The 26,975-nt window shown below is 56.2% G+C and carries 20 protein-coding genes and 1 pseudogene; 4 read left to right on the top strand and 17 right to left on the bottom strand.

Features of this window, described 5'->3' with window-relative positions:
• Positions 1-5 precede the first annotated feature (5 nt).
• Both D9K61_RS19815 and D9K61_RS19810 read right to left on the bottom strand, forming a co-directional pair.
• Positions 6-3,134, bottom strand: a complete 3,129-nt coding sequence (locus tag D9K61_RS19815) for an efflux RND transporter permease subunit (protein WP_120634933.1) — start codon at positions 3,132-3,134, stop codon at positions 6-8.
• Positions 3,135-3,137: 3 nt separating this feature from the next.
• Positions 3,138-4,286 (bottom strand): efflux RND transporter periplasmic adaptor subunit, encoded by a 1,149-nt coding sequence (locus tag D9K61_RS19810; protein ID WP_120634932.1) that lies wholly within the window; start codon positions 4,284-4,286, stop codon positions 3,138-3,140.
• A gap of 103 nt (positions 4,287-4,389) precedes the next feature.
• Between D9K61_RS19810 and D9K61_RS19805 the strand changes: the two genes are divergently transcribed.
• Together D9K61_RS19805 and D9K61_RS19800 are read left to right on the top strand one after the other, a co-directional pair.
• The gene (locus tag D9K61_RS19805; RefSeq protein ID WP_120634931.1) at positions 4,390-4,998 is read left to right on the top strand and encodes a TetR/AcrR family transcriptional regulator; all 609 of its coding nucleotides are present in this window, start codon (positions 4,390-4,392) and stop codon (positions 4,996-4,998) included.
• A 217-nt stretch (positions 4,999-5,215) separates the two neighbouring features.
• Positions 5,216-5,728, top strand: coding sequence for a cold shock domain-containing protein (locus tag D9K61_RS19800; protein ID WP_120634930.1), 513 nt, complete (start codon positions 5,216-5,218; stop codon positions 5,726-5,728).
• A gap of 337 nt (positions 5,729-6,065) precedes the next feature.
• Here the strand turns inward: D9K61_RS19800 and D9K61_RS19795 are convergent, their stop codons facing one another.
• From D9K61_RS19795 to D9K61_RS19785, 3 genes are all read right to left on the bottom strand, one after another.
• Positions 6,066-7,556, bottom strand: coding sequence for an inorganic phosphate transporter (locus D9K61_RS19795; RefSeq protein WP_120634929.1), 1,491 nt, complete (start codon positions 7,554-7,556; stop codon positions 6,066-6,068).
• A 599-nt stretch (positions 7,557-8,155) separates the two neighbouring features.
• Positions 8,156-8,788, bottom strand: a complete 633-nt coding sequence (locus tag D9K61_RS19790) for a LysR family transcriptional regulator (protein WP_254055829.1) — start codon at positions 8,786-8,788, stop codon at positions 8,156-8,158.
• A 159-nt stretch (positions 8,789-8,947) separates the two neighbouring features.
• Positions 8,948-11,383: an FAD-dependent oxidoreductase gene (locus tag D9K61_RS19785; RefSeq protein WP_120634928.1), complete on the bottom strand. Its 2,436-nt coding sequence runs from the start codon at positions 11,381-11,383 to the stop codon at positions 8,948-8,950.
• Positions 11,384-11,569: 186 nt separating this feature from the next.
• Here D9K61_RS19785 and D9K61_RS19780 point away from each other — a divergent pair, with 186 nt between their 5' ends.
• Positions 11,570-13,090 carry a trimethylamine methyltransferase family protein gene (locus D9K61_RS19780; protein ID WP_120634927.1) on the top strand — a complete coding sequence of 507 codons (1,521 nt, stop codon included), beginning with the start codon at positions 11,570-11,572 and terminating at the stop codon, positions 13,088-13,090.
• A gap of 74 nt (positions 13,091-13,164) precedes the next feature.
• Positions 13,165-14,139, top strand: coding sequence for an agmatinase (locus D9K61_RS19775; RefSeq protein WP_120634926.1), 975 nt, complete (start codon positions 13,165-13,167; stop codon positions 14,137-14,139).
• Here D9K61_RS19775 and D9K61_RS19770 read toward each other — a convergent pair.
• The 12 genes and pseudogenes from D9K61_RS19770 to D9K61_RS19715 all read right to left on the bottom strand — a co-directional run bounded on the left by D9K61_RS19770 (position 14,132) and on the right by D9K61_RS19715 (position 26,924).
• Positions 14,132-15,112, bottom strand: coding sequence for an arginase family protein (locus D9K61_RS19770; RefSeq protein ID WP_120634925.1), 981 nt, complete (start codon positions 15,110-15,112; stop codon positions 14,132-14,134). The genes D9K61_RS19775 and D9K61_RS19770 overlap by 8 nt on opposite strands.
• Before the next feature lie 60 nt (positions 15,113-15,172).
• Positions 15,173-16,762, bottom strand: coding sequence for a proline/glycine betaine ABC transporter permease (locus tag D9K61_RS19765; protein WP_120634924.1), 1,590 nt, complete (start codon positions 16,760-16,762; stop codon positions 15,173-15,175).
• Complete coding sequence (locus D9K61_RS19760) at positions 16,755-17,792, bottom strand: glycine betaine/L-proline ABC transporter ATP-binding protein (protein WP_120634923.1); 1,038 nt, start codon at positions 17,790-17,792, stop codon at positions 16,755-16,757. Before D9K61_RS19760 ends, D9K61_RS19765 begins: the two co-directional genes overlap by 8 nt.
• A gap of 77 nt (positions 17,793-17,869) precedes the next feature.
• A pseudogene (locus tag D9K61_RS19755) lies at positions 17,870-18,771 on the bottom strand (glycine betaine ABC transporter substrate-binding protein).
• 860 nt (positions 18,772-19,631) lie between these two features.
• On the bottom strand, positions 19,632-20,474 hold the full coding sequence (locus D9K61_RS19750; RefSeq protein ID WP_120634922.1) for a fumarylacetoacetate hydrolase family protein: 843 nt from the start codon (positions 20,472-20,474) through the stop codon (positions 19,632-19,634).
• An 18-nt stretch (positions 20,475-20,492) separates the two neighbouring features.
• Positions 20,493-21,248: an SDR family oxidoreductase gene (locus D9K61_RS19745; protein ID WP_120635046.1), complete on the bottom strand. Its 756-nt coding sequence runs from the start codon at positions 21,246-21,248 to the stop codon at positions 20,493-20,495.
• Positions 21,249-21,262: 14 nt separating this feature from the next.
• Complete coding sequence (locus tag D9K61_RS19740; RefSeq protein ID WP_120634921.1) at positions 21,263-22,765, bottom strand: aldehyde dehydrogenase (NADP(+)); 1,503 nt, start codon at positions 22,763-22,765, stop codon at positions 21,263-21,265.
• 13 nt (positions 22,766-22,778) lie between these two features.
• A complete protein-coding gene (locus tag D9K61_RS19735; RefSeq protein WP_120634920.1) occupies positions 22,779-23,888 on the bottom strand; it encodes a fumarylacetoacetate hydrolase family protein in 1,110 nt (369 codons plus the stop codon).
• 4 nt (positions 23,889-23,892) lie between these two features.
• Positions 23,893-24,723, bottom strand: a complete 831-nt coding sequence (locus D9K61_RS19730; protein WP_120634919.1) for an amidohydrolase — start codon at positions 24,721-24,723, stop codon at positions 23,893-23,895.
• A complete protein-coding gene (locus D9K61_RS19725) occupies positions 24,720-25,148 on the bottom strand; it encodes an RbsD/FucU family protein (RefSeq protein WP_120634918.1) in 429 nt (142 codons plus the stop codon). Before D9K61_RS19725 ends, D9K61_RS19730 begins: the two co-directional genes overlap by 4 nt.
• Entirely contained in the window at positions 25,138-26,190 is a 1,053-nt protein-coding gene (locus D9K61_RS19720; RefSeq protein WP_120634917.1) for an aldo/keto reductase, read from the bottom strand. The genes D9K61_RS19725 and D9K61_RS19720 overlap by 11 nt, the downstream gene beginning before the upstream one ends.
• A complete protein-coding gene (locus tag D9K61_RS19715; protein WP_254055828.1) occupies positions 26,187-26,924 on the bottom strand; it encodes a GntR family transcriptional regulator in 738 nt (245 codons plus the stop codon). The genes D9K61_RS19720 and D9K61_RS19715 overlap by 4 nt, the downstream gene beginning before the upstream one ends.
• Between the last annotated feature and the right edge of the window lie 51 nt (positions 26,925-26,975).

Genomic DNA, 26,975 nt, shown 5'->3' with positions numbered 1-26,975 from the left:
CATAATCATGTGTCGGCCTTTTGAACTTGGTTCCGGGCTGACCCAGGACGCAGCAAGGAAATGACATCTTCAGTGATTGCTATAAGTACGGGCACAAGAACAAGCATCAGGGCCGTTCCGAACAATTCACCAAATGCCAGAGAAACCGCAGCCGGGATCAGATACTGCGCTTGTTCTGACGTTTCTGTCATCAAGGGAAGCAATCCGATGACGGTTGTCGCGGTCGTCAGAAATATCGCCCGAAAGCGCCCGACGGCAGCGCTGTGCAGCGACCGATCTACGGTTTCTCCTTCTGCGCGCGCTTGATTGTAGCGTGTGATCATCACCAGGCTGTCATTTACCACCACCCCGGTCAGCGCCAGCATTCCAAAGAAGGAAAAGATCGACAAAGACACGCCCATAATCAGGTGCCCGACTGCTGCAGCAACAAAGCCGAATGGCACGATCGCGAGGATCACGAACGGCTGCCAATAGCTTTTTAACGGCACGGCCATCAGCACATAGATCAACACCGCTGCCAGCAGCAAAGCGCGTTTCAGCCCACCGCTGATTTCCGCCATCTCCTCAAGCTCACCCGCGGCCAGAACTTTCACGCTTGGATAGTTCGCGTTCAACTCTGGTATCAGTTGCTGGAACACGGCCTGCCCGACCTCTTCCGGAGCAACAATTGTTCGGTCGACCGATGCGGAAACAAGGTTCATACGGCGACCATCCCGACGGTTGACCGTCCCTGAAACATAGCTGCCTTCGATGTCCGCCACTGTTTCCAAAGGCACCCATGCACCGGTGGTACTGCGCAGCCGGGTCTGCATCAGGTCCGCAAGCGTGTCCCGATTTTCACGCGCGTTCTGGACAACAACGCGCACTTCGGACCCTTCGCGCCGAACTTTGGTGACCTCGGACCCGCCAAAGCCATAACCTATCTGACTGGCCAAGGTTTCGGCATTGAATCCCAGGTTGCGCGCATCTGGGCGCAGCCGCAATTTCAGCTCGGGCTGCCCACCTACAAGCCCGTCCCTTAGGTTCGTCACACCCTCAATTTCGGACAGGAAGGTCTTCATATCGGCGCTGGCCCGTCGCAACAGATCTTCATCCTTCGACACCAGCCTGATCTGGAACCCACCGGCGAGGGACTCTGATCCAGTGAACTCTAGCTCTGTCGCGCCTTCAACTTCGCCAACGCGTGACCGCCATTCACGCACGACATCAAGAATTTGCACATTAGGGCGCTGGGTCACTGGCAGCATTTCCGCGAATATCTGGGCGCTTCCGGCGCTGCTGATGATCGTGAAAATGGTTTGGATAGGCGGGTCTTGCATACCAGCACGGTCCGCCAACTCGATGTTCAATTGCTCGACCGTTTCTTCAATCCGGTCTATGTTGGATCGGGTGAGCGCAAAGGGCGCGCGCGCATCCATTTCAAGATTCACGGTAATGACCTGTCCGGGAACATCGGGAAAGAAAACCGTTTTGACCTTACCTTTGACCATCAGCCCAACGCCAAGCAGCGCTGCCGCGACGAACAGGATCAGAACCGCATAACGTTGACGAACCGACGCCACAAGGATCGGGTAATAGATGCGATCCCTAAACCAGATCAAACCGCCTTGCGCCCCGTCCTGAAGGCGGCCCCAGATCCGCGTCAGCAAATACCGTCTCTCCTGATTCAACGGGATATGCGCCAGATGGGCCGGCAGGATGAATTTGCTTTCAATCAATGAGAAGATCAACGTCAGGATGACAATTCCTGAAAACCCTGCCAGCACTTTTCCCAGCGGATTGTCGATCAGCATCATCGGGAAGAAAGCGGCAATTGTGGTCAACACACCAAACACGGTGGCGACGGCCACGCGGTGCACGCCACGTTCAGTGCCTTTGATCGGGTCTTTCTCTTTGCGTCGTTCTTCAAAGACGCTTTCGCCAACGACAACTGCGTCATCCACCAGAATCCCCAAGGCAATGATAAGGCCAAAGGTGGTTACATCGTTGAGCGAATAATCGATCCATTTCGAGCCCGAGACAGCGATTGCCCCCATAACGGAAATCGGGATGCCCATCGCGACCCAAAAAGCCAGCCGGACATTCAGGAACACTGACAGCAACAAGGTGACCAGTATCAGACCCTGCACACCATTTGACCGCAAAAGCGCAAGCCGGTCTGCTATGTAACCGGCGCTATCCCCCCAGATTTCGGCCTCGATCTGCGGTGGCAGCTGACGGCTGAAATCGTCAACTGTGCTGCGCACCACGCGGCTTATCTCCAGCAGGTTCTCTTTTTGGCCAATCAGAACTTCCATACCGACAGTTGGGTCGCCGTCCATGCGAAACAGGAATTCTCCATCCAGAAACCCGTCTTCGATTGTGGCCAGATCGCCAAGCGGCACATTCGATCCATCATCGCGCTCGATAACCGGCAAAGCGGCATATTCCGGGGCGTATTTGGCCCGGCTGTCCGCCCGCAGAAAAATCGTGCCACCTTCGGTGCGCAAGCGACCAGCCTGAAACGTCAACGAATTTTCGCGAATGGCACGGGTGACGTCCGCGACAGTCAAACCATAGTGCCGCAACTGTTCCGGGTCGATTTCGATCCGCAGCTCACGCGGGATCAGCCCCCAAATATTAAGGCGCGACAATTCGGGCTGTGCCAGCAAGTCTTCCTTGAGCCGTTGCGCCAAAGTCTGCAACGTGGCCGGATCTGCATCGCCGTGCAGATTCACATAGAGGGCGGGGAAGTCAAAGCTGTTGGCTTCAATCACTGGGCGCTTGGACTTTTCCGGTAGATCCGTCAGCCCATCAATGCGAATGCGAACGCGATCCAGCACGGCCTGAAGTTTTGCGCCACCGGCCCGGCGCACGGAAATTGTGCTCAGGCCATTTTCAGACTGTGATGTAATACTGCGGACTCCTTCCAGCCCTTCAAGAGCTTGCTCGACCTTCTGCGTCACCAGCTCATCCACCTGTTCAGCAGTAGAATCCGGATATTCGATCGATATCGTAACGCTTTCAGGCGGAATCCGAGGAAACCCTTCGATGCGGATATTCATAAGGGTCTGAACACCAAGGAACAAAATCAGCGCCATCATAAGATTGGCAGCGACGGGGTTGCGAATGAACCAGGAGGTTAGGGCCTGCATGAATCAACCCTCGACTTCCAGCGGCGTCACGTGCTGACCCGGCAAAAACGATGCCAGAGGAGTCCGTGCGACACGCCATGGCCCGCCCCCAAGCGGGGCGGCAATTGTCACAGTACCGTCTGAACGAAATAGAATGTTGGGCGTTATCCGGCGCAACAAATCATCTTCATCGACCAACCACACAAAGCCCGCGCGAGTCATTGCGCTGTCAGGCAGGGTCAATGTCTCGTCAATCAGGCGACCCGGAATAGACACGCGCAGATAGTCGCCAGCCAAAATTTGATCGTTCGGTTCCGCGACTTCCAGAAACACTCGCATCTGGCGCGTGTTCTGGTCCAGAAAGCCACCCCCGCGCCGAATGCGCGCCTGTCCCAAGGCCTCACCGTCGCGATCATAAAGCCGCGCCATCTTCCCTGAAATCGGTTGCTCCAATAACTTCCAATCCGCCCGGCTGAACGCTGCGACAAGCTCAAACTGACGATCATCCGAAAGATGAACCAGCGGCTCGCCCGGCGCCACGGTCTGGCCGAGGCTGGCGGCCCGACGTGTCACGAAACCCGAAAACGGAGCGGTAACCTCAGTGTCAGACAATTCCCGCCGGGCCGCGTCCAGTCTTGATTGTGCCGACGCGACCGTCTTTTCAGCTATGCGCAATTGTGGGAGCCGAAGCGAGAGTTCGGTCGGTGGGTCTATGCCATCCCTCTCGAACTGTCGACGCGCGACCGTAACATCGTTTTGCGCCCGCAACAGCGCAAGCTGAGCCTCTTCAACCGCCATTTCCGCCGATGCGACGGCGCTTTCATATTGGGCCTTTTCAACCGTGAACAAAGGATCACCCTTGGCAACCTTTGATCCTGCTAGCGCGCGTTCGTGAACTGCGACTATGCGCCCAGTCACAGCAGATCGAAGCTCGGCATCCCACCTAGGTCGCACCTCGGAAAATGTCGATATCTCTGCACGAACCTCGGCCGAAGCGACCATGAGAACGGAAACCGTAGGCAGTCGCGACGGCAGGTCGGACTTCTCGACGTCGACGGTGTCTTCTACCTCCAGAAGAACTAAAATGACGGCAATCAACACCGCGACCGCGCCTGCGATCCAAACCCATCGCATAAGTGGTTTCGCTTTGGGTTCGGCTGGGTTCGCGGACATTGGGTGGCCTTTCTATTCCGGACGGTATCGCACCTTGCCTTGCAGGCGGTGGGTTTTTGCTATATATTGTGAACGATCGTTCATTCAATATTTTCTGGTAAAAATGACTGAAATCAGTGCCGCGACAGCCCGGGACATAGCAACGGCCAAACGCCGAGACCAAATCCTCGAAGCGGCCGTCATATGTTTTTTGGAACAGGGCTATCATCAGACCGGTGTGCGCGACATCGCCGCCCGTGCAGGTGTTAGCCTTGGGAACCTTTACAACCACTTTCCCAGCAAACACGACGTATTGGTCGAAATCGCACGACTGGAACGAAAAGACGTGGACCCATTCCTTGAAATGCTGATGAAGCCGTCGCCCGCAGCTAAGGTACTGGACAAGTTCTTAGGTGCCTATGCAAAATACCTATCTGCACCAGAGAATGTGATTTTAAGCTTGGAGATTACCAGCGAAGCCATCCGCCAACCGGACATCGCAAAGTTGTTTCTGGACACCCGCGCGCACCTGATTGCGACCTTGACCACGCTGATCGAACGCGGCGTTGTAGAAGGTGACTTCAGATCTGTCCCCAACGCCGTCCAAGTATCGCAGTTGATCGTTGAGATACTGGAAAGCAGTGCCGAGCGGAGTGTATTCTCAAAGACTCCGATGCGAAAAATCATTGGAAGCGTGAAAGACTTCGTCTCGGCATCGTTACGGCCGCAATGAAACGGCACTGGTTTAAGCTGATCTGCCCACCGTCCTGATCCGACACGTTAATCGAAGACTGTGGGATGCTGGTAGAAAGGCTGGAAACTGGCATCCATGAACATTTCAGCCACCCGATAGCCTTCTCATATATTTGCCAAAACTCGAGCCAAAAAATAACACATTCTAGATGTTTGTTTCAAGAATAGTGCTTTGGTTGTAGTAGGTAAGCTGGGTAATGGATGGTTCAACAATTGGTAGCGACGTTCAGGGCTACATTTCGGGAACACTCAAATGGTTCTCGCCTGATCGCGGATATGGCTTTGTCGTTTGCAACACCACAGGTCGAGAAGCGTTGTTGCATCAAAACGCGGTATATGACTTTGGACAAAACTCCATTGCGGCCGGATGCTCTGTTGATGCAACCACATGCATAACACCAAAAGGCCTGCAGATCGTCGAGGTTTTGAGTTTGAACTCAACCCCGCCTGCCAAGCGAACCTCTGACATCGTCGTTGACCCAAAACCCGAGATTTCCAGTTCCTTTGAACCCGCGCGGGTCAAGTGGTTCTCGTTAGAAAAACGATATGGATTTGTGAACGTCTTTGACGACAAACGAGACTGTTTCCTGCATGCCAACATCCTTGAAGATGCCGGACTTGGATCCGTGGTAGTTGGCGAAGCATTAGGTGTCGAGCTACGCGAAAGATCGAACGGCCGAGTGGTCGTGGCCGTAAAATCCTGGATCTAGAGAAGAACTGGCTTGCATCCGGCACGCATCTTGCGACCATAAGATTCCGAGTACACATGAGCGGCCTGCGCCTGCCCAAAGTGGTCACTTTGATGGATCGTACCGATTGTTAGGTGGCAACGCACGACCTAACACCACAGCTTCCTGCCAGATTCTCGTAAATCAGATCCCAGATACAGATCCGCCTACGAAGATCGTCCTCGACCCCGGTGTTGCCGAAGAAATCGACACCACACCGCCAGCTTGCCGTGATCAAGGCTTCGCGGCCAGTTTCTTCACCGTTCAGAACGCAATGAGCTCTTGACTGGTGACTGACTCAACAACATGAATACGTGGTCTAGACAGGTCCCATGGCGAGGGTGATCAGGAAAAACACTGTCGCGGACAATGTGGCCGCTGCCGGTACCGTAATGACCCATGCCGCGATGATTGTCATGAAGTGAGAGCGACGTACAAGCTTGCGACGCCTGCGTTCTTCCGGGGCGTAATTGGGCCGGTCCGGCATGGTAATGCGTGCGTTTCGAATGCGGCGTTCAGCATCCCATTCACGGAAGAACCCGACGCCGAACACACCTCCGACCGCGATGTGAGTTGAACTGACTGGCAGCCCCAGCCAGCTTGCAACGATCACCGTGATCGCGGCAGACAGAGCCACGCAGTAAGCGCGCATTGGGTTCAGTTTGGTAATCTGACTCCCGACCATGCGGATCAGTTTGGGTCCGAACAGGAATAAGCCAAATGATATCCCGAAGGCCCCGATCACCATGACCCAGAACGGAATGCTGACAGCCTCGGTAAAGTTACCGGATTGCGATGCCTGCACGATTGCAGCAAGCGGACCGACGGCATTGGCAACATCGTTGGCGCCATGGGCAAAGCTCAGCAGTGCAGCAGAGACGACCAGCGGGATGCCAAAAAGCACCTTCAGCGATTTGTTACGGTTCTCCAGCCCTTGTGATTGCTTGCGAATGATCGGGATCATTGTGACCCAAACCAGGCCTCCAATGGCCGTGCCGATTAAAAGGGCGGTTGGCAGATCAATCTTGATGATCTTCTTCAGCCCCTTCAGCGCGAGATAGGAGGCAAAAGCCCCAGCCATGATGCCAACTAGCACCGGCACCCAGGTGCGCGCCGCCGCGATCTTATCTTCGCGATAGATGATCCGGGATTTGATCAGCCACAGGAACAGAGCAGCAACCGCACCACCCAAGACCGGAGAAATCACCCAGCTGGCTGCGATTTTGCCCATGGTCGGCCAATTCACGGCGGCAAAACCAGCAGCAGCGATCCCGGCTCCCATCACACCGCCGACAACGGAATGCGTGGTCGATACCGGCGCCCCGACCCATGTCGCGAGATTGACCCAAAGAGCTGCCGACAAAAGGGCGGACATCATGGCCCAAATAAAGATCTCGGCGGTGCCCATGCTTTCGGGCGCGATGATGCCTTTGGCGATGGTAGACACGACATCTCCGCCAGCGATCAGTGCCCCGGCACTTTCAAACACGATAGCGATGGCAATTGCGCCCCCCATGCTAAGCGCATTTGCACCGACTGCCGGGCCCATATTGTTGGCGACATCGTTCGCACCGATGTTCAGCGCCATGTAGGCACCGAAGCAAGCGGCGACGATGACGATCATGGCGTTATTGGTTTGTCCAAAGAACAACGCGGCAGCAAGACCGGCCAAAACAACAAAGATCAGCGAAATCCCTGGCCCGACCAGTGGCCTGCCGACATAGCTTGTCGCCGTCTCGAGATTGGAAAAGCGGGCCAGATCGCGGTCCAGCGTTTCAAGGTGACGCGGATCGCCTTGTTGTTCAGTCATCTGCTTCCCCAAAAAGATTTGCGCGTGTTTAACCGTCGAGGGGAAAGAAAATCAATCATTAGCTTTGATCTTTTTGGTCAAAAGCCCTGACTGCGGAGAATTTGTCGGTGCTCTGGTGTCTCGATCACGCGCGACGCGGCCCGCGCCGTGATTGATCATCGCGTTTTTTCGCCCTTTCACGGGCCTCCCCGCACCCATCAAAAAGCGGATTCATCATTTGATCATGGGGAAAACCAGCGAACTTAAGTAGCGATTTCGTAGTCACGCCAAACCACTTTCCAATGTACGGAAATCGTTTTCCAACCACGGTAGCTTTGCGTTCATTGGATCGCAAAAGTTCTGCCTTATCAAACGGCTCAGCACCTTGTGAATCAGCAAAGAGGTGGAGGCCGGGTAAACGTCTGTTGTAAACAACGACACTGTGCGCACGAAGTTTCTTCCTGGAAACGGCAGGGCCTTTACGTTGCTATGAAACCGCTCAGCGCGCCGATAGCTGGCAGCCGTGGTTATGGCCCAACCGCTGCCCTCGGCGACAAGTCCAACAATCGAATGATTGCATTCCAGTTCGAACCGGTTTGGCAGGCTGAACTTACTGCGTGTCAGCTGTATCTCAATCTGCTTGCCGATTGTATAGTCTCGCGAATAGCGCAGGAACGGCAGGTCCGATCGGGTGCCACCACATCCTCGGCGCCCCCTTGGAAGCTTTCGGGAAGGATCACGATAAACGGATCGCGCAACAATGGATATTCAACCAACCCCTCCGTTTTTCCAGCAGGTCGCGAGGCCACCCCGGCATCCAATTTATGTTCCTGAAGTTTGGCCGTTATCTCATGACTAGGGCGGGTAAAGTGGCGAAAGTTACACCGCGGCAAGGCATGCGCCAGAAATCGAAACAGCTCGGGCGCGACCTGATTGTCGAATTCATCGATCAAAGCCAGCCTGAGGGCGGTCGCATGTTGCCAGTTCCCGGATCGAATTTCCGCCTCGCCACGTTTCAGCGCTGTCAGCCCCTCTCTTACATATCGGGAAAAGACTTCACCCGCCGGGGTCAGACCCATGGGGCGGCGGCTATGATCCACCAATTCGACACCCAAGGCGGTTTCCAGGCTGCGCATATGGTTGGACACAGTACTGATCGACAGCCCCGTCTCGGACGCGACCTTTTGGATAGATCCGGACTTGGCGATCAATTGGAACACTTCCAGCCAACGGAGGCTCAGGGATTTTGGCAATTGCTCGTTTCCTGATGTTTCGACATATTCGAAAAAATCGAAACAGATTATCTTCGTTGCGGCAATCCTAAATCTACTAAACCCACCCTTCAGGTCAGGTTCTTCGGTCGCAATCCGTCTGTATTTGCCCCTCCGCTGTAAGGGAACCTCTGACCAGTTCTAGCTTTGTACATTGCTCATCTTTGGATCATACGGCGACGGTTCAATAACCTCGGCGCGCGCACGATGCCCACACATGTCGATCTCTAATGTGTTTCCTTTGGCCGCAAAGGGCGTGTCTACGAAAGCATAGGCCAAGTTCAATCCGGTTCGGTGGCCCCAGTCACCAGACGTCACTGTGCCAACTACATCAGCCCCATTCATCAGTGACGCCCCGGGATACGCAGGCGCGTGTGTGGCATCAATGTGCAGTGTGACCAAACGCTTTCGTAACCCGCTTTCCTGCCGCTGAAGAAGCGCCCGGCGACCAACAAAATCGCCCTTTTCCAGTTTTACGAACCGCCCCAAACCCGTTTCAAACGGATCATACTCGGTGATCAGGTCCGCTTTCCAATGCAGAAACCCTTTCTCCATCCGCATGGATTCGACCGCGCGCGCACCGAATAAACCCATTTGGAACGCCTCTCCAGCCTTTTCCAGCGCCAGATAGGCCGCGTACAGTGACGCATTTGGAACATGGATTTCATAAGCCAGCTCACCAGAAAAGCTGATATTCGTCACCGTGGCTGGGGCGATACCAACGAAACACTCTCGAACACTGAGCCATGGGAACGCCTCGCGCGACCAGTCGCCACGCGCGCACGCGGACAACACTTTCCGGGCTTGGGGGCCTGCAAGAACAAGGACCGTCTGATCGTTTGTCAGGCTTTGGATTTGTGCGTCTTCGTCAGGTTTCAGGTGGTGTGACAGCCAGTCCATATCATGGCCTTCGCTGGCCGCAGCCGAGCCGTACCAAACACGCGCTTGACCCCGATGGCTGGCTGGAATGTTGGCGACTGTCGCCTCAGATTTAACCATGCCATGGTGGTTCAATAGGTATCCCAACCCGATCCGGCCATCGCGTTTGGGAACGGTTCCGCACATCATCCGATCCAGAAAACTGTGGCGATCCGAACCCGTGATTTCGATCCTGTTGAATCCGTTGACCTCAGCAAGCCCGACATTTGTCTGCACATTCCGCACTTCTGCAGCCACAAGATCAAAAGCTTCGTCAAAATCGAAACTCAGAGAGGTTGTGAAATCCGGATGGGGCTTGATGTATTCGACCCGCTCCCACCCGTTGACGACAGTGAATGCCGCACCTTTCGCGGCCAGCACCGGTGTCAAAGGTGTTGTTTTCGCCGGCCGGCCAGCCGGGCGATGCTCATGAGGGAAGTGGAACCGAAATTCGTTTTGGTAATCCTCGATGGCTTTCAGTGCCGTCAGTTCGACATTGGCATGCCCGGCAAACCGCCGGGGATCGAGGCACCAGGTGTCATAGCAGGCTTCACCGTGTACGATCTGCTGTGCCAACAACCATCCGTGCCCACCGCCCTCGCCAAGCCCCGCGCGCAATCCAATGATGCAAAACGCGTTGCGCTTACCCGGGATCGGGCCAACCAGGGGCGCCCCGTCGATTGTATACGTAATGGGCCCGTTGACCACCGTGTGAATGCCAACCTCCATCAACGCGGGCATCCGGGCAAAGGCCCCTTCCAGAACATCTGTCACCCGATCCAGATCGTCTGGGCACAAAGCATTGACGAAATTCGGATTGATCCCGTCCATACCCCAGGTTTTGCAATCCTGTTCGTAGAACCCCAGCAGCAAGCCGTTCTTTTCCTGACGGCAATAATAGTCGCTGATGGGGCATCTCAGCAGCGGAATCCGGTGGTCCGCATCACGAATGGCGGGGATGTCTTCGGTCAGGAAATACTGATGTTCCATCGATGCGACCGGATGATGCACACCCATCATCGCGCCCACTTCGTTCACGCGGTATCCGCCCGCATTGACGACAATGTCGCAGTCGATGTCCCCATGCTCGGTCTGAACGGTCCAGGTGTCATCGCTATGCTGCGTCAACCCCGTGACCGGGGTGTCGCGATACACTTCCGCCCCGGCCTTTCGCGCATGGCGTGCCAGCGCCTGACACAGTTGCGCCGGATCAATGTCACCGTCCAACGGATCCCACAATCCGCCTATAAGGTTTTCTGTTGAAATCAGCGGATGACGGCGGGCGCATTCTTCGGCGTCGATCACTTCGAAATGCACATCCATTCCACGAGCCATGGACGCGAAATGGTGGTAGCCTTGCATCTGCGCCTCGGTATTCGCCAAGCGGATTCCGCCATCCCCATGATGATAGTTGATCGGATAGTCCGGATCTTCGGCCAGCTCTCTATACAGTTGGATCGAGTGTGTTTTCAGCCCGACCATCGTCTGGTTCATACCGAAATTGGTCACCTGCGCAGCTGAATGCCAAGTGGTACCCGATGTCAGTTCGTTGCGTTCAACCAGAACCACATCAGTCCACCCTTCTTGGGTCAGGTGGTACAAAGTAGAACACCCGGCAATGCCCCCACCGATGACAACAACTTTAGTACGCGTTTTCATCTAAACCGTCCCCGTTTGTTTTGTTTAGTCTTGGGAACAAACCCGACCCTTCGGCAACGCGGCAAATGCCGGTTTCGGAAAATCGAAACTGCGATTTTAGATTTCGAAATTTTCACAGCGGCTTTTGCCGGTCGGCCAACACCACGCCTATCGTATTGGCAGAAACGAGGCAGGAGAGACCACAGAATGCCGTCTGACAATAGCCGGAGAAGCGGGCGCAAAGCCCGATTGGTGCAGCGCGCAGCCAAACCGGAAGTTGACCCGTGCTCGCCCGGTCAGATCGGTGGAGCCTTCAAGCCTTTGACCGAGGCCGAGATTGGTCTGATCTACGACACAGCGTTGAGACTACTTGAGACTCTGGGCATGGGCGAAGTACCCGAGAGGCTGCGCAAGGACCTGCTGGCGGCAGGCGCGCTTGATGGCAAACAGGACCGAGTCATTTTTCCGCGGGCCATGGTCGAAGACACCGTTCGCATGGCGGCGAAGACCTTTGTGCTGCATGGCCGGGACGAAAGTCGTTCGATTGAGGTTGGTGGTGATCGTGTGTTCTTTGGAACAGGGGGCGCCGCGGTACAAACGCTGGATCTGGATACCGGCCTTTATCGACCTTCCACGCTGGCGGATCTGCGCGATTTCACGCGCCTGCAAGACACGCTTAGCAACGTAAGTTGGTTCACCAGATGCTGCGTCGCCACGGATGTGCCCGACGTTTTTGATCTGGATATGAATACAGTCTACGCGTTGGTCAGAAATACCACCAAGCCGATCGCAACATCCTTTACGCTGGCGGAACACGTCGCCCCCATCGTGGACATGCTGGACATCGTCGCCGGAGGCCCGGGCAAGTTCTCGGAACGCCCCTTTCTGAAAGCCCACATCAGCCCGGTCATCTCACCTTTGCGGTATGGGGAAGATGCGGTGGACGTTGTCTATGAGTGTGTCAGGCACAACATCCCGATGTCCTGTATCACTGCGGCTCAGGCCGGCGCGACCGCACCGGCAACGCTGGCCGGATTCCTGGCGCAATCCCTGGCCGAGACGCTGGCCAGCCTTGTGATGGTCAACGCCATCAAAACGGGCTTTCCGATGGTTTTCTCAAATTGGCCGTTCATCGTGGACCTGCGCACCGGGTCTTTTGCAGGGGGCAGTGGTGAAACCGCTATTCTGAACGCGGCTTCGGCACAGATCATCAATTGGCTAGGTCTGCCATCTGGCGTCGCCTCATCGATGACCGACGCCAAGGCGATCGACGCGCAATACGGGGCGGAAAAAGGCATGACGTCATTGGCGGCGGCACTGGCGGGCGGCAATCTGATCTACGAAAGCTCGGGCATGACCGCGTCGCTTTTGGGGGCAAGTTTCGAAGCCTTTGTTCTGGATGATGAGATGCATTCACATACCTATCGCGCGTTGCGCGGGATCGAAGTGAGTGCAGAAAACCTGGGGTTTGAAGCCATCTGCCAATCTGTTTTGGGGGACGGTCACTTTCTAGGCAGCACACATACCTATGCTGCGATGGAGCGGGACTATTTCTATCCGTCTCTTGCAGACCGCAGCGAACCCAGGACATGGGAAATGGACGGCGCCAAGGACGCCTGGACCACTGCACGCGACCGGGCGCGCGAAATTCTGGATACCCATCGCCCCGAATATCTGACCCCCTCGCAAGATGCAGAAATCCGCAGCAAGTACCGCATTCTGATCTGACGCCCGCAAAATCATTCCCTTTGCGGAATTCACCCGATAGGGTCGGCCGACGCAAAAAGGGGCACGAGGTACGCATGGCCAATTCCTTCTTTCAACCGGTATCGGCGATGGAGCTTGCCCGTTTTGCCGGTGTACCAACGTTTATGCGCCTGCCCGCCCTGACACCGGATCATGAGCGGTTCAACGAGGTTGATCTGGGGATTGTCGGCATCCCCTGGGATGGGGGCACGACCAACCGGCCAGGTGCGCGTCACGGACCACGGCAACTGCGTGACTTTTCGACAATGATCCGGGCGATGAACCCAGTCACAGGTGTCAGCCCGTTCGACCTGATCAACTGCGCAGATCTGGGCGACGTCGCACCGAACCCGGTGGACATCGACGATACGTTGGAGCGTGTCACGGCTTTCTATAACGGGCTGTGCGACAGGGGCATCACTCCGTTGACCGCTGGTGGTGACCATCTGACAACCCTGCCCGTTCTGCGCGCATTGGCGGCATCGGGGCCATTGGGACTGATCCAGTTCGACAGTCACACAGACCTCTTTGACAGCTACTTTGGCGGGCACAAATTTACCCACGGGACACCGTTCAGGCGCGCAGTTGAGGAAGGTCTGGTTGACCCCAAGCGCTTTGTTCAGGTTGGCATTCGCGGGACCGCCTACAATACCGAAGACATTGAATGGGGTGAGGCCCAAGGTATACGCATCATCCGTATTGAAGAGCTGTTTGACAGGGGTATCGATGATGTCATGGCGGAAGTACACCGCATCGTCGGGTCTGCGCCTTGCTACTGCACCTATGATATCGACTTTGTCGACCCGACCTACGCTCCGGGCACCGGAACGCCTGAGATTGGTGGGCCCAACAGTTTTCAGGCCCAGCAGGTTATTCGCAAGATGTCCGCGCTAAACCTTGTCGGGGCCGATCTGGTTGAGGTGTCCCCACCTTTTGATCCCAATGGCGGCACTGCGTGGCTTGGTATCTCGTTAATGTTCGAGTTGCTGTGTGTGCTGGCGCAGGCGGTGGATGCGCGCCGATCTACCTAGCGCTTACATTCTCGGCGATCATCGAAATCATTTCGAACATGACGGCTGCAGCGGTCAGCGCCGTGATATTGTTGGGGCTGTCTTTGGTCGGCATCATACACACAACATCTCCTCCGACGATGTTCAGACCCCGCGCCGCGCGCAGCAACCCAACCGCTTCATCGATATCAAAGCCTTTCTCGCCGGGTTCCAGATTTGACACCGCAGGTGCGACAGTGGGATCAAGGCAATCCAGATCAAACGTGATATACACCGGGCGGTCACCCAGAACCTCGCGCGTTTGCGCAACGACATCTTCCAGACCGCGTTGACGGAATTCCCGCATCGTCACGATGTTGTAACCGTAGTCATATGACGGTTGCAGCCAATCCAGACTGCGCGGGTGACCTCTTAGTCCGATCTGCATCGAGCGGGTTGGATCAACCTGGCCCTGATCGGCCAGGTAAGCCCCCCAATGCGCTGCAGATTTTTTGGCGCCCAGGAAGTGGTCGACCTTGGTAAACACATCCGTGTGGGCATCAAAATGCAGAAAGCTGACCGGCTCACCACCAGCAAGCTTGCCGCCCCCAAGCGCCTGAACAATCCCGCCCGTAATCGAGTGATCCCCACCGATGGAAACCGGGCGTGCACCTGCCGTGTCGATATCTTTGTAGAAGGCTGTGATCCGTTTAATGCAATCTTCGTTGTCATTGGCGCGCGGAAACGGGACATCCCCTACATCCGCAATCCGGGCACTGTTCCAAGGGTCGATCTGGAACACCGAATGAACCCGGCGCTGCACGGCAGAGACATGTCGCAAAGCCCTGGGTCCCAGATGCTGGTCGCGCTCGGTCGTGCCGTTTCCGGTCGAATGTGGAACGCCAACCAGCGCAATGTCCTGATCCTCAGGCCCCACATTAGGGCATCTGAACAATGTCGGCACCCCCCACCAATAAAGATTGTCCATCATGGATTTTTCGTAACGGTCTGTCATGATTGGCCTCAGCAGAAAACAAAAAAGGGGCCCCCGGAGAACCCGGAGGCGCCGAACGTTTTAGATTTTCTCGTCTTCGCGCCTGAATGCGCCTTGTACGATCCGATCCATCACCATGGCGAGGAAGAGGATCGCAAAACCACCCAGCAGGCCCGGTCCCTTGGCCGCATATTGCAGCGCTTCAAGGATCTCTTTGCCCAACCCACCGCCGCCAATCAGCGAGATGATAACGACCATCGACAGACACATGAGAATGGTCTGGTTCACACCGGTCATGATCGATGGCAAAGCAAGCGGTATTTCGACATCTTTCAGCAACTGCCATTTGGACGCGCCAAAGGCCACGGCGGCCTCTTTGATGCTGTCCGGGACCCCGCGCATACCCAACGCGGTCAATCGAATGACCGGTGGCATACCGAAGATGATCGTGGCCAAAATCCCGGGTGGATTGCCGGTTCCGAAAAACGCGATAATCGGGATCAGATACACAAAGGCGGGAAGGGTCTGCATCAGATCCAGCACCGGCTCGGCTGCTCGGTACGCGCGTTTGGACTTGCCAAACCAGATCCCCAGCGGGATTCCGAAGACAACACATAAAAATACCGCGGCTCCGACCAAAGCGACCGTCTCCATGGCGACTTCCCAATATCCCAACAGCGCGATGTAGGCCAAGGAAGAGGCCGTGAAGATTGCCACGCGTGGACCCGCAGCCCTCCATGCGGTCACGCAGATAACAAGCATCACAACCGGCCATGGTGATCCGATCAAGGCAATGGTCAGGGCATCAAGAACCGATCGCACACCAGCCACGATGCCATCGAAAACATCCCCGCCAGCGGCGGCGGCTGCATCGATCTGGGCTTCCATCCAAGAGGCCAGCGCAGAAAACAACGTACCATTCCCTTCGCCCAAAATCAGCTCTGACACCGCAAGTTCGGGAAACGCATCCAGCATGGCCATAGAAGAATTGACGGTGAATTTATACACAATCAGCGGGCCAATTGCAGCGACCAACACAGCACCAAGAACCATGTTTCGCATCGAGCGGCCGCTTTCCGTGCTTTTGGGATCAGTCCGCCAGTTGGAGTACTGCTTTTCATACACCCTGTCCGAATAGAAACCTTGAACCAACTTGAAGACCAACAGCATCAGAAGCCCTGTAACCAGAATTCCAACCGCTTCGGATTGCGCGGACAGCGCCTTCTCCATGCTGGAATCCGCCGCCTTCTGGATGTTTTCTGCCAGCTTGGTAAAGCGATCGATGTCCGCTTTTTCAGTGGCTTCAGTGGCCCGCGCCAATAGCTCATTTGCGCGGTCTTGCTGACGCGCAGCCCGTTCGGCGAAATCGGCTCCGGGATTGCCCCAGGCGCCACGCCCAATCTGAACCCACGCAATGATTTCAAGGATCAGGAACGTCCAGAACATCCCCCAAATCGCCCGAGATGCAGACCAAAACGGCCCGAGAACCGCGGCCCATTTGTTGAAAGTGTTGGGTACCGCGCTGGTGGCATCATGAATCTTGTGAAACGCCTTGACGTAGTAATCCCCATTGGGGCCTGCGAATTCGTGGATAGAACGGTCCAGCGTTTCATGATCGACTTCAATATCCGAGGCTGCTGTGACCTGGATTTCACTTGCTGTATCAGTCATTTTTGCCCCCTTGGATTCCGCGCAGCAGACGTGGTTTGGTCACAACCCCTATATCCTGGCCTGCATCGGTTATGACCACCGGCATGTCTGTATTAACCGCGAGGTCGATAAGCTGGTCCAGATCGGCCCCTTCATCTGCACGGGTCGCACCGTCCAACGAGCCGGAATAGCTGTCCATCGGCGCCATGATCGAATGTGCCTTCACAAGCTTCAGCTTCGATATGCCCTGCACAAATTCGCGAACATAGTCGTCGGCCGGGTTCATCACGATGTCTTCCGGTGTGCCTATCTGCACAATGACGCCGTCCTTCATGATCGCAATCCGGTGCCCAATGCGAATGGCTTCGTCCAGATCGTGCGTGATAAACAGCGTCGTCTTCTTTAGCTGAGCGACCAGAGCCTTGAACTGATCCTGCAGTTGCAATCGGATCAACGGATCAAGCGCTGAAAAGGGTTCATCCATCAATAGAATTTCCGGATCCGACGCCAGCGCACGTGCGATCCCCACACGCTGCTGCATCCCACCAGACAATTCCTTGGGCAGCCGATCCTCGTAACCCGTCAGATCAACCAATCCCAACGCATGATCAGAAACGGCCCATCTTTTCGATTTCGAAACCTTACGAATTTCAAGCGGATACGCCACATTGTCCCGCACCGAGCGATGCGGCATCAACGCCATGTGTTGAAACACCATTCCGATCTGCTGGGCACGAATACGTCGTAGCTCTGCCTCGGATATTTTCGAGACATCATGGCCGAGAATTTCGATCTTGCCCGCTGTCGGCTCGATCAGCCGGTTCACATGTCGGACCAGGGTGGACTTGCCGGAACCCGACAACCCCATGATGCAGAAAATCTCGCCCCTTGGCACCTCGAATGTCGCGCCCTGTACGCCAACGACACAGTTGAATCTTTCCAGAACTTCGGGCTTTCCAATGCCTTCGCTTCGAACGGCGGCCATGGCTTCTTCGGTGCGCGCCCCGAATATCTTCCAGACATCGGTAAGCTTCACGACTGTTTCGGTCATACTTGTCCCTTTGATGCACAACAGGCCGCCGGTTTCGTCCGGCGGCCTGAATTTGTTTCAGTTCTGATCGGGTAAGATCACTCAGACATCCAACCCAGAACGGCATCTTCGTTTGCTCCGACCCATTCCTGGGCATATGCCAATGGTTCTTTGCCATCGATCACCAGAGCGTAGGTCATGGCTGACACTGTATCGGTATCAAGCTTCATGTTTGCCAACATGGTGGCAACCTGCGGATACTCTTCTTCCAGCGATTTCGCATAATGCAGATGCAGATACGCCAGATCCCATGCGACACCCGCATCGGATTTGGCAAGCCAGTCAGGATCGTCCGTTGGCTGAATCACAGTCCACTTGGCCTCGTCATATGCTGGTTCTTCCAGGACTTGCAGGTCATGCAATTCGAACACGTAGTGCGGGGTGTAGCAAAAGCCGACCCATGCATCCCCGGCTTTGATCGCATTGTCGAGGTTGGCATAAGCAACCGTTTCATCGATCTCAGTAAGTTCGAATACCTGATCATAGCCATAGGATTTCGCGCGAATTTTTTCGACATTGGTCGACGCCCATCCTGGCGCGCCAATCCACAACTCACCCTGACCGTCCCCGTTGCTGTCGAACAAAGCCGCAATATCCGGGTTCGTCAGGTCATCAATCGATGTGATCCCGTTGGCCTCGGCAGTGGCTTTGTCCACGCACATGCCCTGGAATGCTTCAACGCCGTTGCCATTGAATGTTACTGTGCCTTTGTCTTTGACATAGGTATCGTGCAGGTTTTGCTGATTTGGCATCCAGACCTCGGGGTGCACATGCATCGCCCCGAATCCATAGCTTCGAAAACAATCGGGTTCGTGCCGTTCTGAAGCTCTACTTCCAGGCCGAGGTTCTCTTCAATCGCGACTTTGAGGATATGCGCGGTCGCATTAACGGACGGCCAGTTGGGCACGCCAATAACAATGTCAGCCGCAAATGCCGGCATGGCGATCACAACAGAAGCGCCACCCAATAGCATCGAAATTTTGTTCATTCGAGTTCTCCACGTTGGACTTGTGTAGCGCTCAGTTTCGGTCGATCAGAACCGCCAGGCGCTTTGGTTTTGTCGAAAACACTTGTGTTTTCTGTTTTTGTTTGTTGCTTGCAGCCTGTTTGCCTGCCAAGCACAGAAATTCAAACATGCGCATGCCAAACCCATCAAGAGCGTCTTGCTTGAAACAGTGGATATCCGGCATTCCCAAAACAAGTATTCGGCTTAATGAAATCAACTGGGCGACGGGATTTGCTGAACGGTGAACTTTGGTCGTCGATTTTCATTGATATCGATCTGATATGATTGGCCAAACAGTCCCAGACCACAAGCTTCAAAAACGGACCTCGGGCCTTCGATCCTGCACAAAGACCTTTGTCCTGACGACATTATTAGATCGGCCCACCGCGGGACAACGACCCTGATCAATTGCAGAGCATATCTTTTCTGCAAGGATTGACCCCATTCGATCGTGCCGATCCATGCGCGCAGGTGTGATCAGCCGCAACTGGGGCGGCACTTTACCCAGCAATGTCGACGCCACTTGGGCCAGTTCCCTGACACACCCACAGTCACTTGAAACCACGCCATGATCGATTCGAACTTCGTGAAGGAAAACAACGGCCGCCTGATATGGCATCCCATGGCATCTGCGAAGAACACCATCAACAACAGTCGGTTCGGGACCAAACGTACTGCAGGGCTTTCAGAAACCGATGCGGCTCGAGAGGTCCAAGGATGAATCGATGAACCCGGCCCGAACACGGAACAATACAGGTTCGCAGAGGACTAGAAAACTCTGCGAACCGGAACTGTCAGCCAGCGATAACGCCTTGTCGCTGGACCCCGAGCCCCTCGATACCCAACTCCACCTTGTCACCGGGTTTCAAATAGGTCTGCGGGGTTTGACCCATGCCAACACCCGGCGGTGTACCGGTTGAGATGATATCGCCCGGCTGTAAGGACATGAACTGGGACAGGTGAGAAATCACGGTGGCGACCCCGAAATGCATCGTCCGGGTCGAGCCATCCTGATACCGGTGGCCGTTCACCTCAAGATACATTGGCAGGTTCTGTGGATCATTGACCTCATCCCGTGTGACCAGCCATGGCCCGATCGGGCCGAACGTGTCCGCCGACTTGCCCTTGACCCATTGGCCCGAACGATGCAGCTGAAAGTCACGTTCAGACAGGTCATTGATCACGCAATACCCCGCAATATGATCAATGGCATCAGCCTCGGAAACATATTTTGCCTCTTTCCCAATGACGACGCCCAGCTCAACCTCCCAATCGGTTTTAACCGACCCGCGCGGGATTTCGATTGTGTCGTTCGGCCCCATGATCGACGAGGTCGCCTTGAAGAAAATCACCGGCTCCGCTGGCAGGTCCATACCCGCCTCGGCGGCGTGATCTGCATAGTTCAGGCCAATGCAGACGAACTTGCCCACCTGGCCCACGCAGGCGCCAAGTCGAGGGTTTCCTTCGACCAGGGGCAGGCTGTTCGGGTCAAGCTGGCGCAGCTTCTCCAACCCCTCATCGCTTAGAACATCACCCGAAAGATCATCGATTACGCCCGACAGGTCCCGGATCGCACCGTCATCATCCAAGAGGCCGGGCTTTTCCGCACTTGGTGCGCCATAGCGTAGAAGTTTCATATCGTGGTCCCTTTCAATTCAGATCGTCCAGCCGCCATCGATGGCGAAGGGCTGTCCGGATGTGTATTTGCTGGCGTCGCTTCCGAGGTACAGCGCAAGTTCTGCAATCTCGCCTGCAGTTCCAATGCGTCCCATCGGTTGCCGGGCGATGAAATCGGTCATCGCTTGTTCATAGTCGCCGGTTGCCCGAAGACGGCCATGCAAGCTGGGGCTGTCGACTGTACCGGGGCAGATCGCGTTGCAGCGAATACCTTGCGTGACGAAATCGGCGGCAACCGATTTGGTCAGGCCAATAACGGCCGCCTTCGAGGCGCAATAGGCGAACCGGTTTGGCACCCCTTTCAGGGAGGACGCCACCGAAGACATGTTGATGATCGACCCGCCGCGATTTTCAAGCATCCCCGGCAGGGTTAGCCGGATCAGCCGGTACATGGCTTTGACGTTCAGATCAAAACTGAAATCCCAGTCCTGTTCTTCGCAGTCCAGGATCGACCCACCCGCAACGTAGCCCGCGCAATTGAAGAGGATATCCAGATTGGGCAGGCTCGCCACGGCGGTCTCTACCGCCGCCGCATTGGTGACATCCAGTTTCAGCGCGCTGACACCGTCGATAGCCTCCAGTTCGGCCAGTGATGCATCGTTGATGTCGCTCGCGATCACCCGCACACCTTCGGCGGCAAAAAGCTCGGCGGTTGCCCGGCCAATGCCTTGCCCCGCAGCCGTGATCAAAGCGGTCTTTCCCGACAAGCGATTTGAGGGGGTAAACTGTGTCATACCTGTTTTGTCCTTCACACTTTTTCCGGAAGCAAATCGATCGGGATATCCTGATAGCAGACCGGCCGCAGAAAGCGGCGGATTGACAGGGTACCGACTGATGTGGCGCCGAAATTGGTTGATGCCGGATACGGCCCGCCATGCACCATGCTGTCACAAACCTCGACCCCGGTCGGGAAACTGTTCGCCAGAAGACGGCCTGCTTTGCGCTCCAGCAGCGGCAACAAAACCCGCGCCGGGACTTTGTCGCTGTCGTCCAGTTGCAGGGTACAGGTCAATTGGCCTTCGATGCCGCGGGCAATCTGCTGCATCTGTTCAAAATCACGAGCGCGAACGACAATCCCCAGCGGTCCAAAAACTTCTTCCTGCAGCTTGTGATTGGCCAACCAATCATCACCCGAGACCGTAAACAGGTAGGGGGCTGCATCGCGTGCGGCACAGCTGGTGCCGATGACCTGCGTGACACCAGTGCCTGCTGCAACGCGGGCCACGCCATAGCGATATGCATCCGCAATGCCATCGGTCAACATCGTCTGGGCGGCAACAGTCGACAGCGCGTCCTGCGCCGCAGACTGGAATTTATCCGCATCCGGCCCGTCGATCACCACGGCGATTCCGGGATTGGTACAGAACTGACCCGCGCCCATTGTCAGCGATCCCGCCCAACCCGCACCAATATCACCCCCGCGCGCAGCGGCTGCATTCGGCAGGACGAACATCGGATTGACAGAACCCAGCTCACCAAAGAAGGGAATGGGCTCATCACGTTGTGCACACAGATCAAATAGTGCACGACCACCCTCCAGACTGCCGGTGAACCCCACCGCGCGGATCAAAGGGTGTTGTACCAGCCGCGTGCCGACGTCGCGTTTGCCGCCTTGCACCAATGAAAACACACCCGGATGCAAGCCAGCCGCCTTGATTGCCGCATCTATGGCCTGCGCGACAATCTCGCCGGTGCCGGGATGGGCCGAGTGACCCTTGACCACGACCGGGCAGCCTGCGGCCAGCGCTGCGGCGGTGTCGCCTCCTGCGACCGAGAAGGCCAGTGGGAAATTTGATGCACCAAACACAGCGACGGGGCCCAGAGGGCGCTGGATCATGTGCAAGTCGGGGCGCGGCATCGGGGCGCGGTCCGGCAGCGCCGAGTCGTGACGCATGTCAAGATAATCACCCTGTTCAATGTGATTGGCAAACAGGCGCAGCTGACCGACGGTGCGACCACGCTCGCCCTGTAGGCGCGCTGCGGGCAGGCCGGTTTCCTGCGTTCCGATCTCGGTGATCGCATCGCCCCGGGCGTCAATCTCGTCAGCAATCAGGCGCAGAAAACCCGCACGTTCGGTGCGCTTAGACCATCCAAACGTCGCAAAGGCGTCTTCGGCCGCGTCAACTGCAGTATCCACCAGTTTGGGTGTACCTACGGCAAAGTCGTGGCTGGGGCCGTGGGCAGGTTCCGACGCGAAGGTGGCGTCTGAGCCGACCCATTCGCCAGAAATCAGGTGTTTCCCGGTCAACATAGAATGATCTCTCTCAAATCAGGCCACGATGGGCCAGGTTTCGCATCAGATGGGACGCCCCAAACCGCCATTCGGGGCATTCGGTGGATAGGCGAACGGTATTGGTCAACGCGCCCAACTGATCATTGGCAATCGTTACGACATCACCCAGCTTGTGGGTGAACCCGCCGCCCGATTTATCCCTGTCCTGTGTCGGCGCAAAAAGCGTGCCCAGAAACAGCATTAACCCGTCGGGATATTGGTGATGACGCCCGATGGTCTGCTGCACCAGATCCTCAGGATCGCGACTGATCTGGGACATCGATGATCGGCCGTTCAGGACAAACCCATCTGGCCCAGTGACGGTCAACGTCAGTTCAGCCTTGCGCACGTCATCCAATGTGAACCTGTCATCAAACAGGCGGATCATTGGCCCGATCGCGCACGAGGCGTTGTTATCCTTGGCCTTGCTCAGCAGCAACGCGGACCGCCCTTCGACATCGCGCAGGTTTACGTCGTTGCCCAAGGTGGCGCCTTTGATCATGCCTTGCGAACTGACCGCCAGAACCACTTCGGGCTCGGGGTTGTTCCAGGTTGAGATCGGGTGCAGGCCAACTTCGGCACCATAGCCCACCGAAGACAGCACCTGTGCTTTAGAAAACACCTCGGCATCCGGGCCAATGCCAACTTCCAGATACTGGCTCCACAGCCCCTCTTCGATCAACGCCTGTTTCACATCGGCGGCCGCGTCCGAACCGGGGACAATGTCGTTCAAGCTGTCACCAACCCGTGTACCGATGCAGGCGCGAATGGTCTCGGCCTTGGCAGGATCGCCGGCGGCCTGTTCTTCTATCACGCGCTCAACCATCGAACCGGCGAAGGTGACCCCGCAGGCTTTGACCGGTTGCAGATCACAGGGCGCCAACCAATGGTGCCCGACCTCAAGTGCGCCAATGGCTTCACCTGGCGCGCTGCTGACGTAGTCCGCTGCATCATCACGCTCAAGCACATCACGCGTGGTCGGCGCGGTTTTTGAGGTGATGTCCAGCAAATGACCGTCGCGCAACACCACAACGCATGGGCCGATCCCCGAGCGTTCAATACGCCCGAGCCACAGCCCGGCAGGATCGAGGTTCAAAGTCATTCGTTCAATCCCTGAGATGATAAGCCCGCGCCGCATTCCCCCCAAGGATTGCATCGCGCTCGGTTTTGGTTAAAGCGCCCAACAGCGTGTCTGTGGTGTCCAGCCATCGTTCATAGGTGCTGGCCAGGGTGCAAACCGGCCAGTCGCTGCCCCAGATCAGGCGGGATGGGCCGAACGTCTCTAGAAGATGCTGCACGTAAGGGCGCAGATCGTCGGCCTGCCAGTCGGGATGGGCCTCGGTCACCAGACCCGACAGCTTACAATAGGTTTCGGTTTGATGGGCCAATGCGGCAATGCCATCCGCCCAGTCATCAATCAGACCATCGCGGATTGCCGGTTTCGCGCCATGGTCGATTACGACCCGCATCGTTGGATACCGTTCCAATAGCTGACGCAGCGGGCCAAGATGCTCCGGCACGATCAGCGCATCAAAAGTCAGACCCTGCCGTTGCAAAGCTTCAAAGGCGGGGTTCAACGCCGAGCCCAACATCCAATTCGGATCAGCAATGTTCTGAATCATCGGGCGCAACCCGACCAATGCAGGATGTTCGGCCAAGGCCGCAATTTGAGCGTCGGCATCCGCTGCTTCGAAATCTACCCATCCAACAACGCCTTTAACGAACGGTGTCTCATCCGTAAGCGACAACATAAACTCGGTCTCGGCCAAGGTTGGGGCAGCCTGCACCAGAACCGTTCCTTCGATACCGGCCCGCTGCAGCAGCGGCCGTAGGTCATTCGGCAGAAAATCGCGATAAATCGCGGCCAGATCCGGCGTTAGCCAGCCATAGTCGCCCCGTGCAACCGACCAGAAGTGCTGATGGGCATCCAGCCTCAACTGATCACGCCTTTTTTCAGCATGATATTGCCATACAGCCTACGTTCTCCGGTCTGAACAATCACGTAGGCCGAGGCCGCGCGTTCGTAAAATGCAAACCGTTCCAGCGCCTGCACTGGCACCGGGTTGTCCGCCACCTCATCTATGATGATTTGGAAATCCGCCACAGCGTCAGGCACGGTGTTCGGGTCACCCACAACCTGCATCGTCAACGCCGGGTCGGGCACGAAACTGTCCAGCGGCATCAACGATAATATCGCGCGCAACACCTCGCTGGCAGTGGAGCCGTCGGCCCGAATGCAATCAGGTCCAATGCTCGTTCCCGGGAAATTTGCGTCTGCAATCACGATGTCATCCCCATGCCCCATGGCGCGCAGCGCATACAACAGGTCAGGCGACAAGATCGGGTCGATGTTACGCAGCATTGGCAGCCTCCTCAGGCAAGGGCGCGTCTGGGCGGATCAAGCCTTCACCGCGCAGATCGGACCAAAGAGCCGCCGGAATTGCCAGTTCCATCAGCGCCACATTGGATTTCACTTCGTTTGCGCTGACGGCACCCGGAACCACGGTTTTGACGCAGGGATGACCCAGAACAAATTGCAGTGCTGCCGCGATCAGAGGTGTGTCATGGGCCGCGCAAACCGCTTCGATCTTGTCGACCCGGTCAAGGATTTCGGCGGGCGCATCGGCATAATTGTATTTTGCGCCGGGAACTGCACCTGTGGCCAGAATCCCCGAATTATAGGGACCACCCAGAATGATGCCGACGTCACGCTTTTCGCACAAAGGCAGAAAGCTGTTCAGCGCCTCCTGCTCCAAAAGCGTATACCGCCCCGCCAACAGAAACCCGTCGAAATCACCCAATCCCAGCAGCTTTTCACACACCTGCCACTCATTGACGCCTGCGCCGATGGCCGCGATTTCACCCGCTTCACGCAACTCGGTCAACGCGCGATAGCCGCCACCATCGAACAGCTCACGCACTTTGGCATCAGACATTTCCTGACCGCCCTGACTGAAAGCGCAGACATCATGAACCAAAAGAATATCAGCATTTGCCACACCGATCCGCTCCCGACTGGCTTCGTAAGATCGCATGACGCCGTCATACGTATAGTCGAACACGATCCGTTTCTGCGGTACGTCAACAAACGCCTCGGGTGTGACCTCATGCGGTGCGCAATCCAGCAACAGGCGCCCGATCTTGGTTGAGAGCTGGATATCGTTGCGTCCAAAGCGTTTGACAGCCTCGCCGACCCTGTGTTCCGACCGACCCAAACCGTATTGCGGAGCGGTGTCAAAGAAACGGATACCGGCATCAAAGGCGGTTTGCAGTGCGGCCTGCGCATCCTTGTCCGACACCTTGCGATAAAGGTTTCCCAACGGCGCCCCGCCAAACCCCATGCGTGTCAGGGGAACCGGCCTAGAGGTTCGACTGTTCAAAAGTTCAGTTTGTGAAACGCTCATCCTGCCTCTCGGGTGGGCTGGGAACTGAGATTAAACAGTTCTGGTTTTTCCTGCTGAAGCATTTCGATGCGTGGCATCAATTGCCCAAGATGAAGACGCATCGCCTCTTGCGCATTCGGCACGTTTTGCCTGCTGACCGCATCGAAGATCGTGCGATGCTCGGCAATAGTTTCGGCAATGCGCCCCGGTGTTGGCAAAAGCAGCATCCGCGCGCGGTTCACTTGGAGTGAGACGGTCTGGGCCACATCAGTCAACTTTGAGATACCCGTAAATTCCATCAGCAAGGCGTGGAATTCTTCGTCGGCCTGATAAAAGCCGGGAACATCCTCATCTTCGATCAACAGTTCCTGCAAACGCATATTTCGGCTGAGTTTCTTGCGTTGCTCATCCGTCAGGTCACGCGCGACCTTGGCGACGGCGGCCAATTCCAGCGCTTCACGCAGAAAAGCGCCTTCACGGATTTCGATCATCGAGAAATAGGAAACCCGCGTACCGGATTGCGGCACCACATCGACAAGCCCTTCGGCAGCAAGCCGGGCAATCGCCTCGGACACAGGCGCGCGCGAGACTCCAAGGCGGTCACAGATGGATGCTTTTCTAAGGATCGCACCAGGGGGGAAATCCAGACCCAAAATGGCCTGTTTGATTGCAAGATAGACGCGCTGCGCCAGCGACCCCTCTATCGTTGAGATGTCTTGCAAAAGGGTGGCGTCAATATCCTGGGGTCTGGTCATGGGTTCCGATCTAGCATACTAACATGTTAGTTGACAAGTAAGTGTTTTCAG

The sequence above is a fragment of the Ruegeria sp. EL01 genome (assembly GCF_900313035.1).
Taxonomy (GTDB): domain Bacteria; phylum Pseudomonadota; class Alphaproteobacteria; order Rhodobacterales; family Rhodobacteraceae; genus Ruegeria.
The sequence above is the reverse complement of the archived record's forward strand: the minus strand, read 5'-3'. Positions and strand labels throughout refer to the sequence as shown.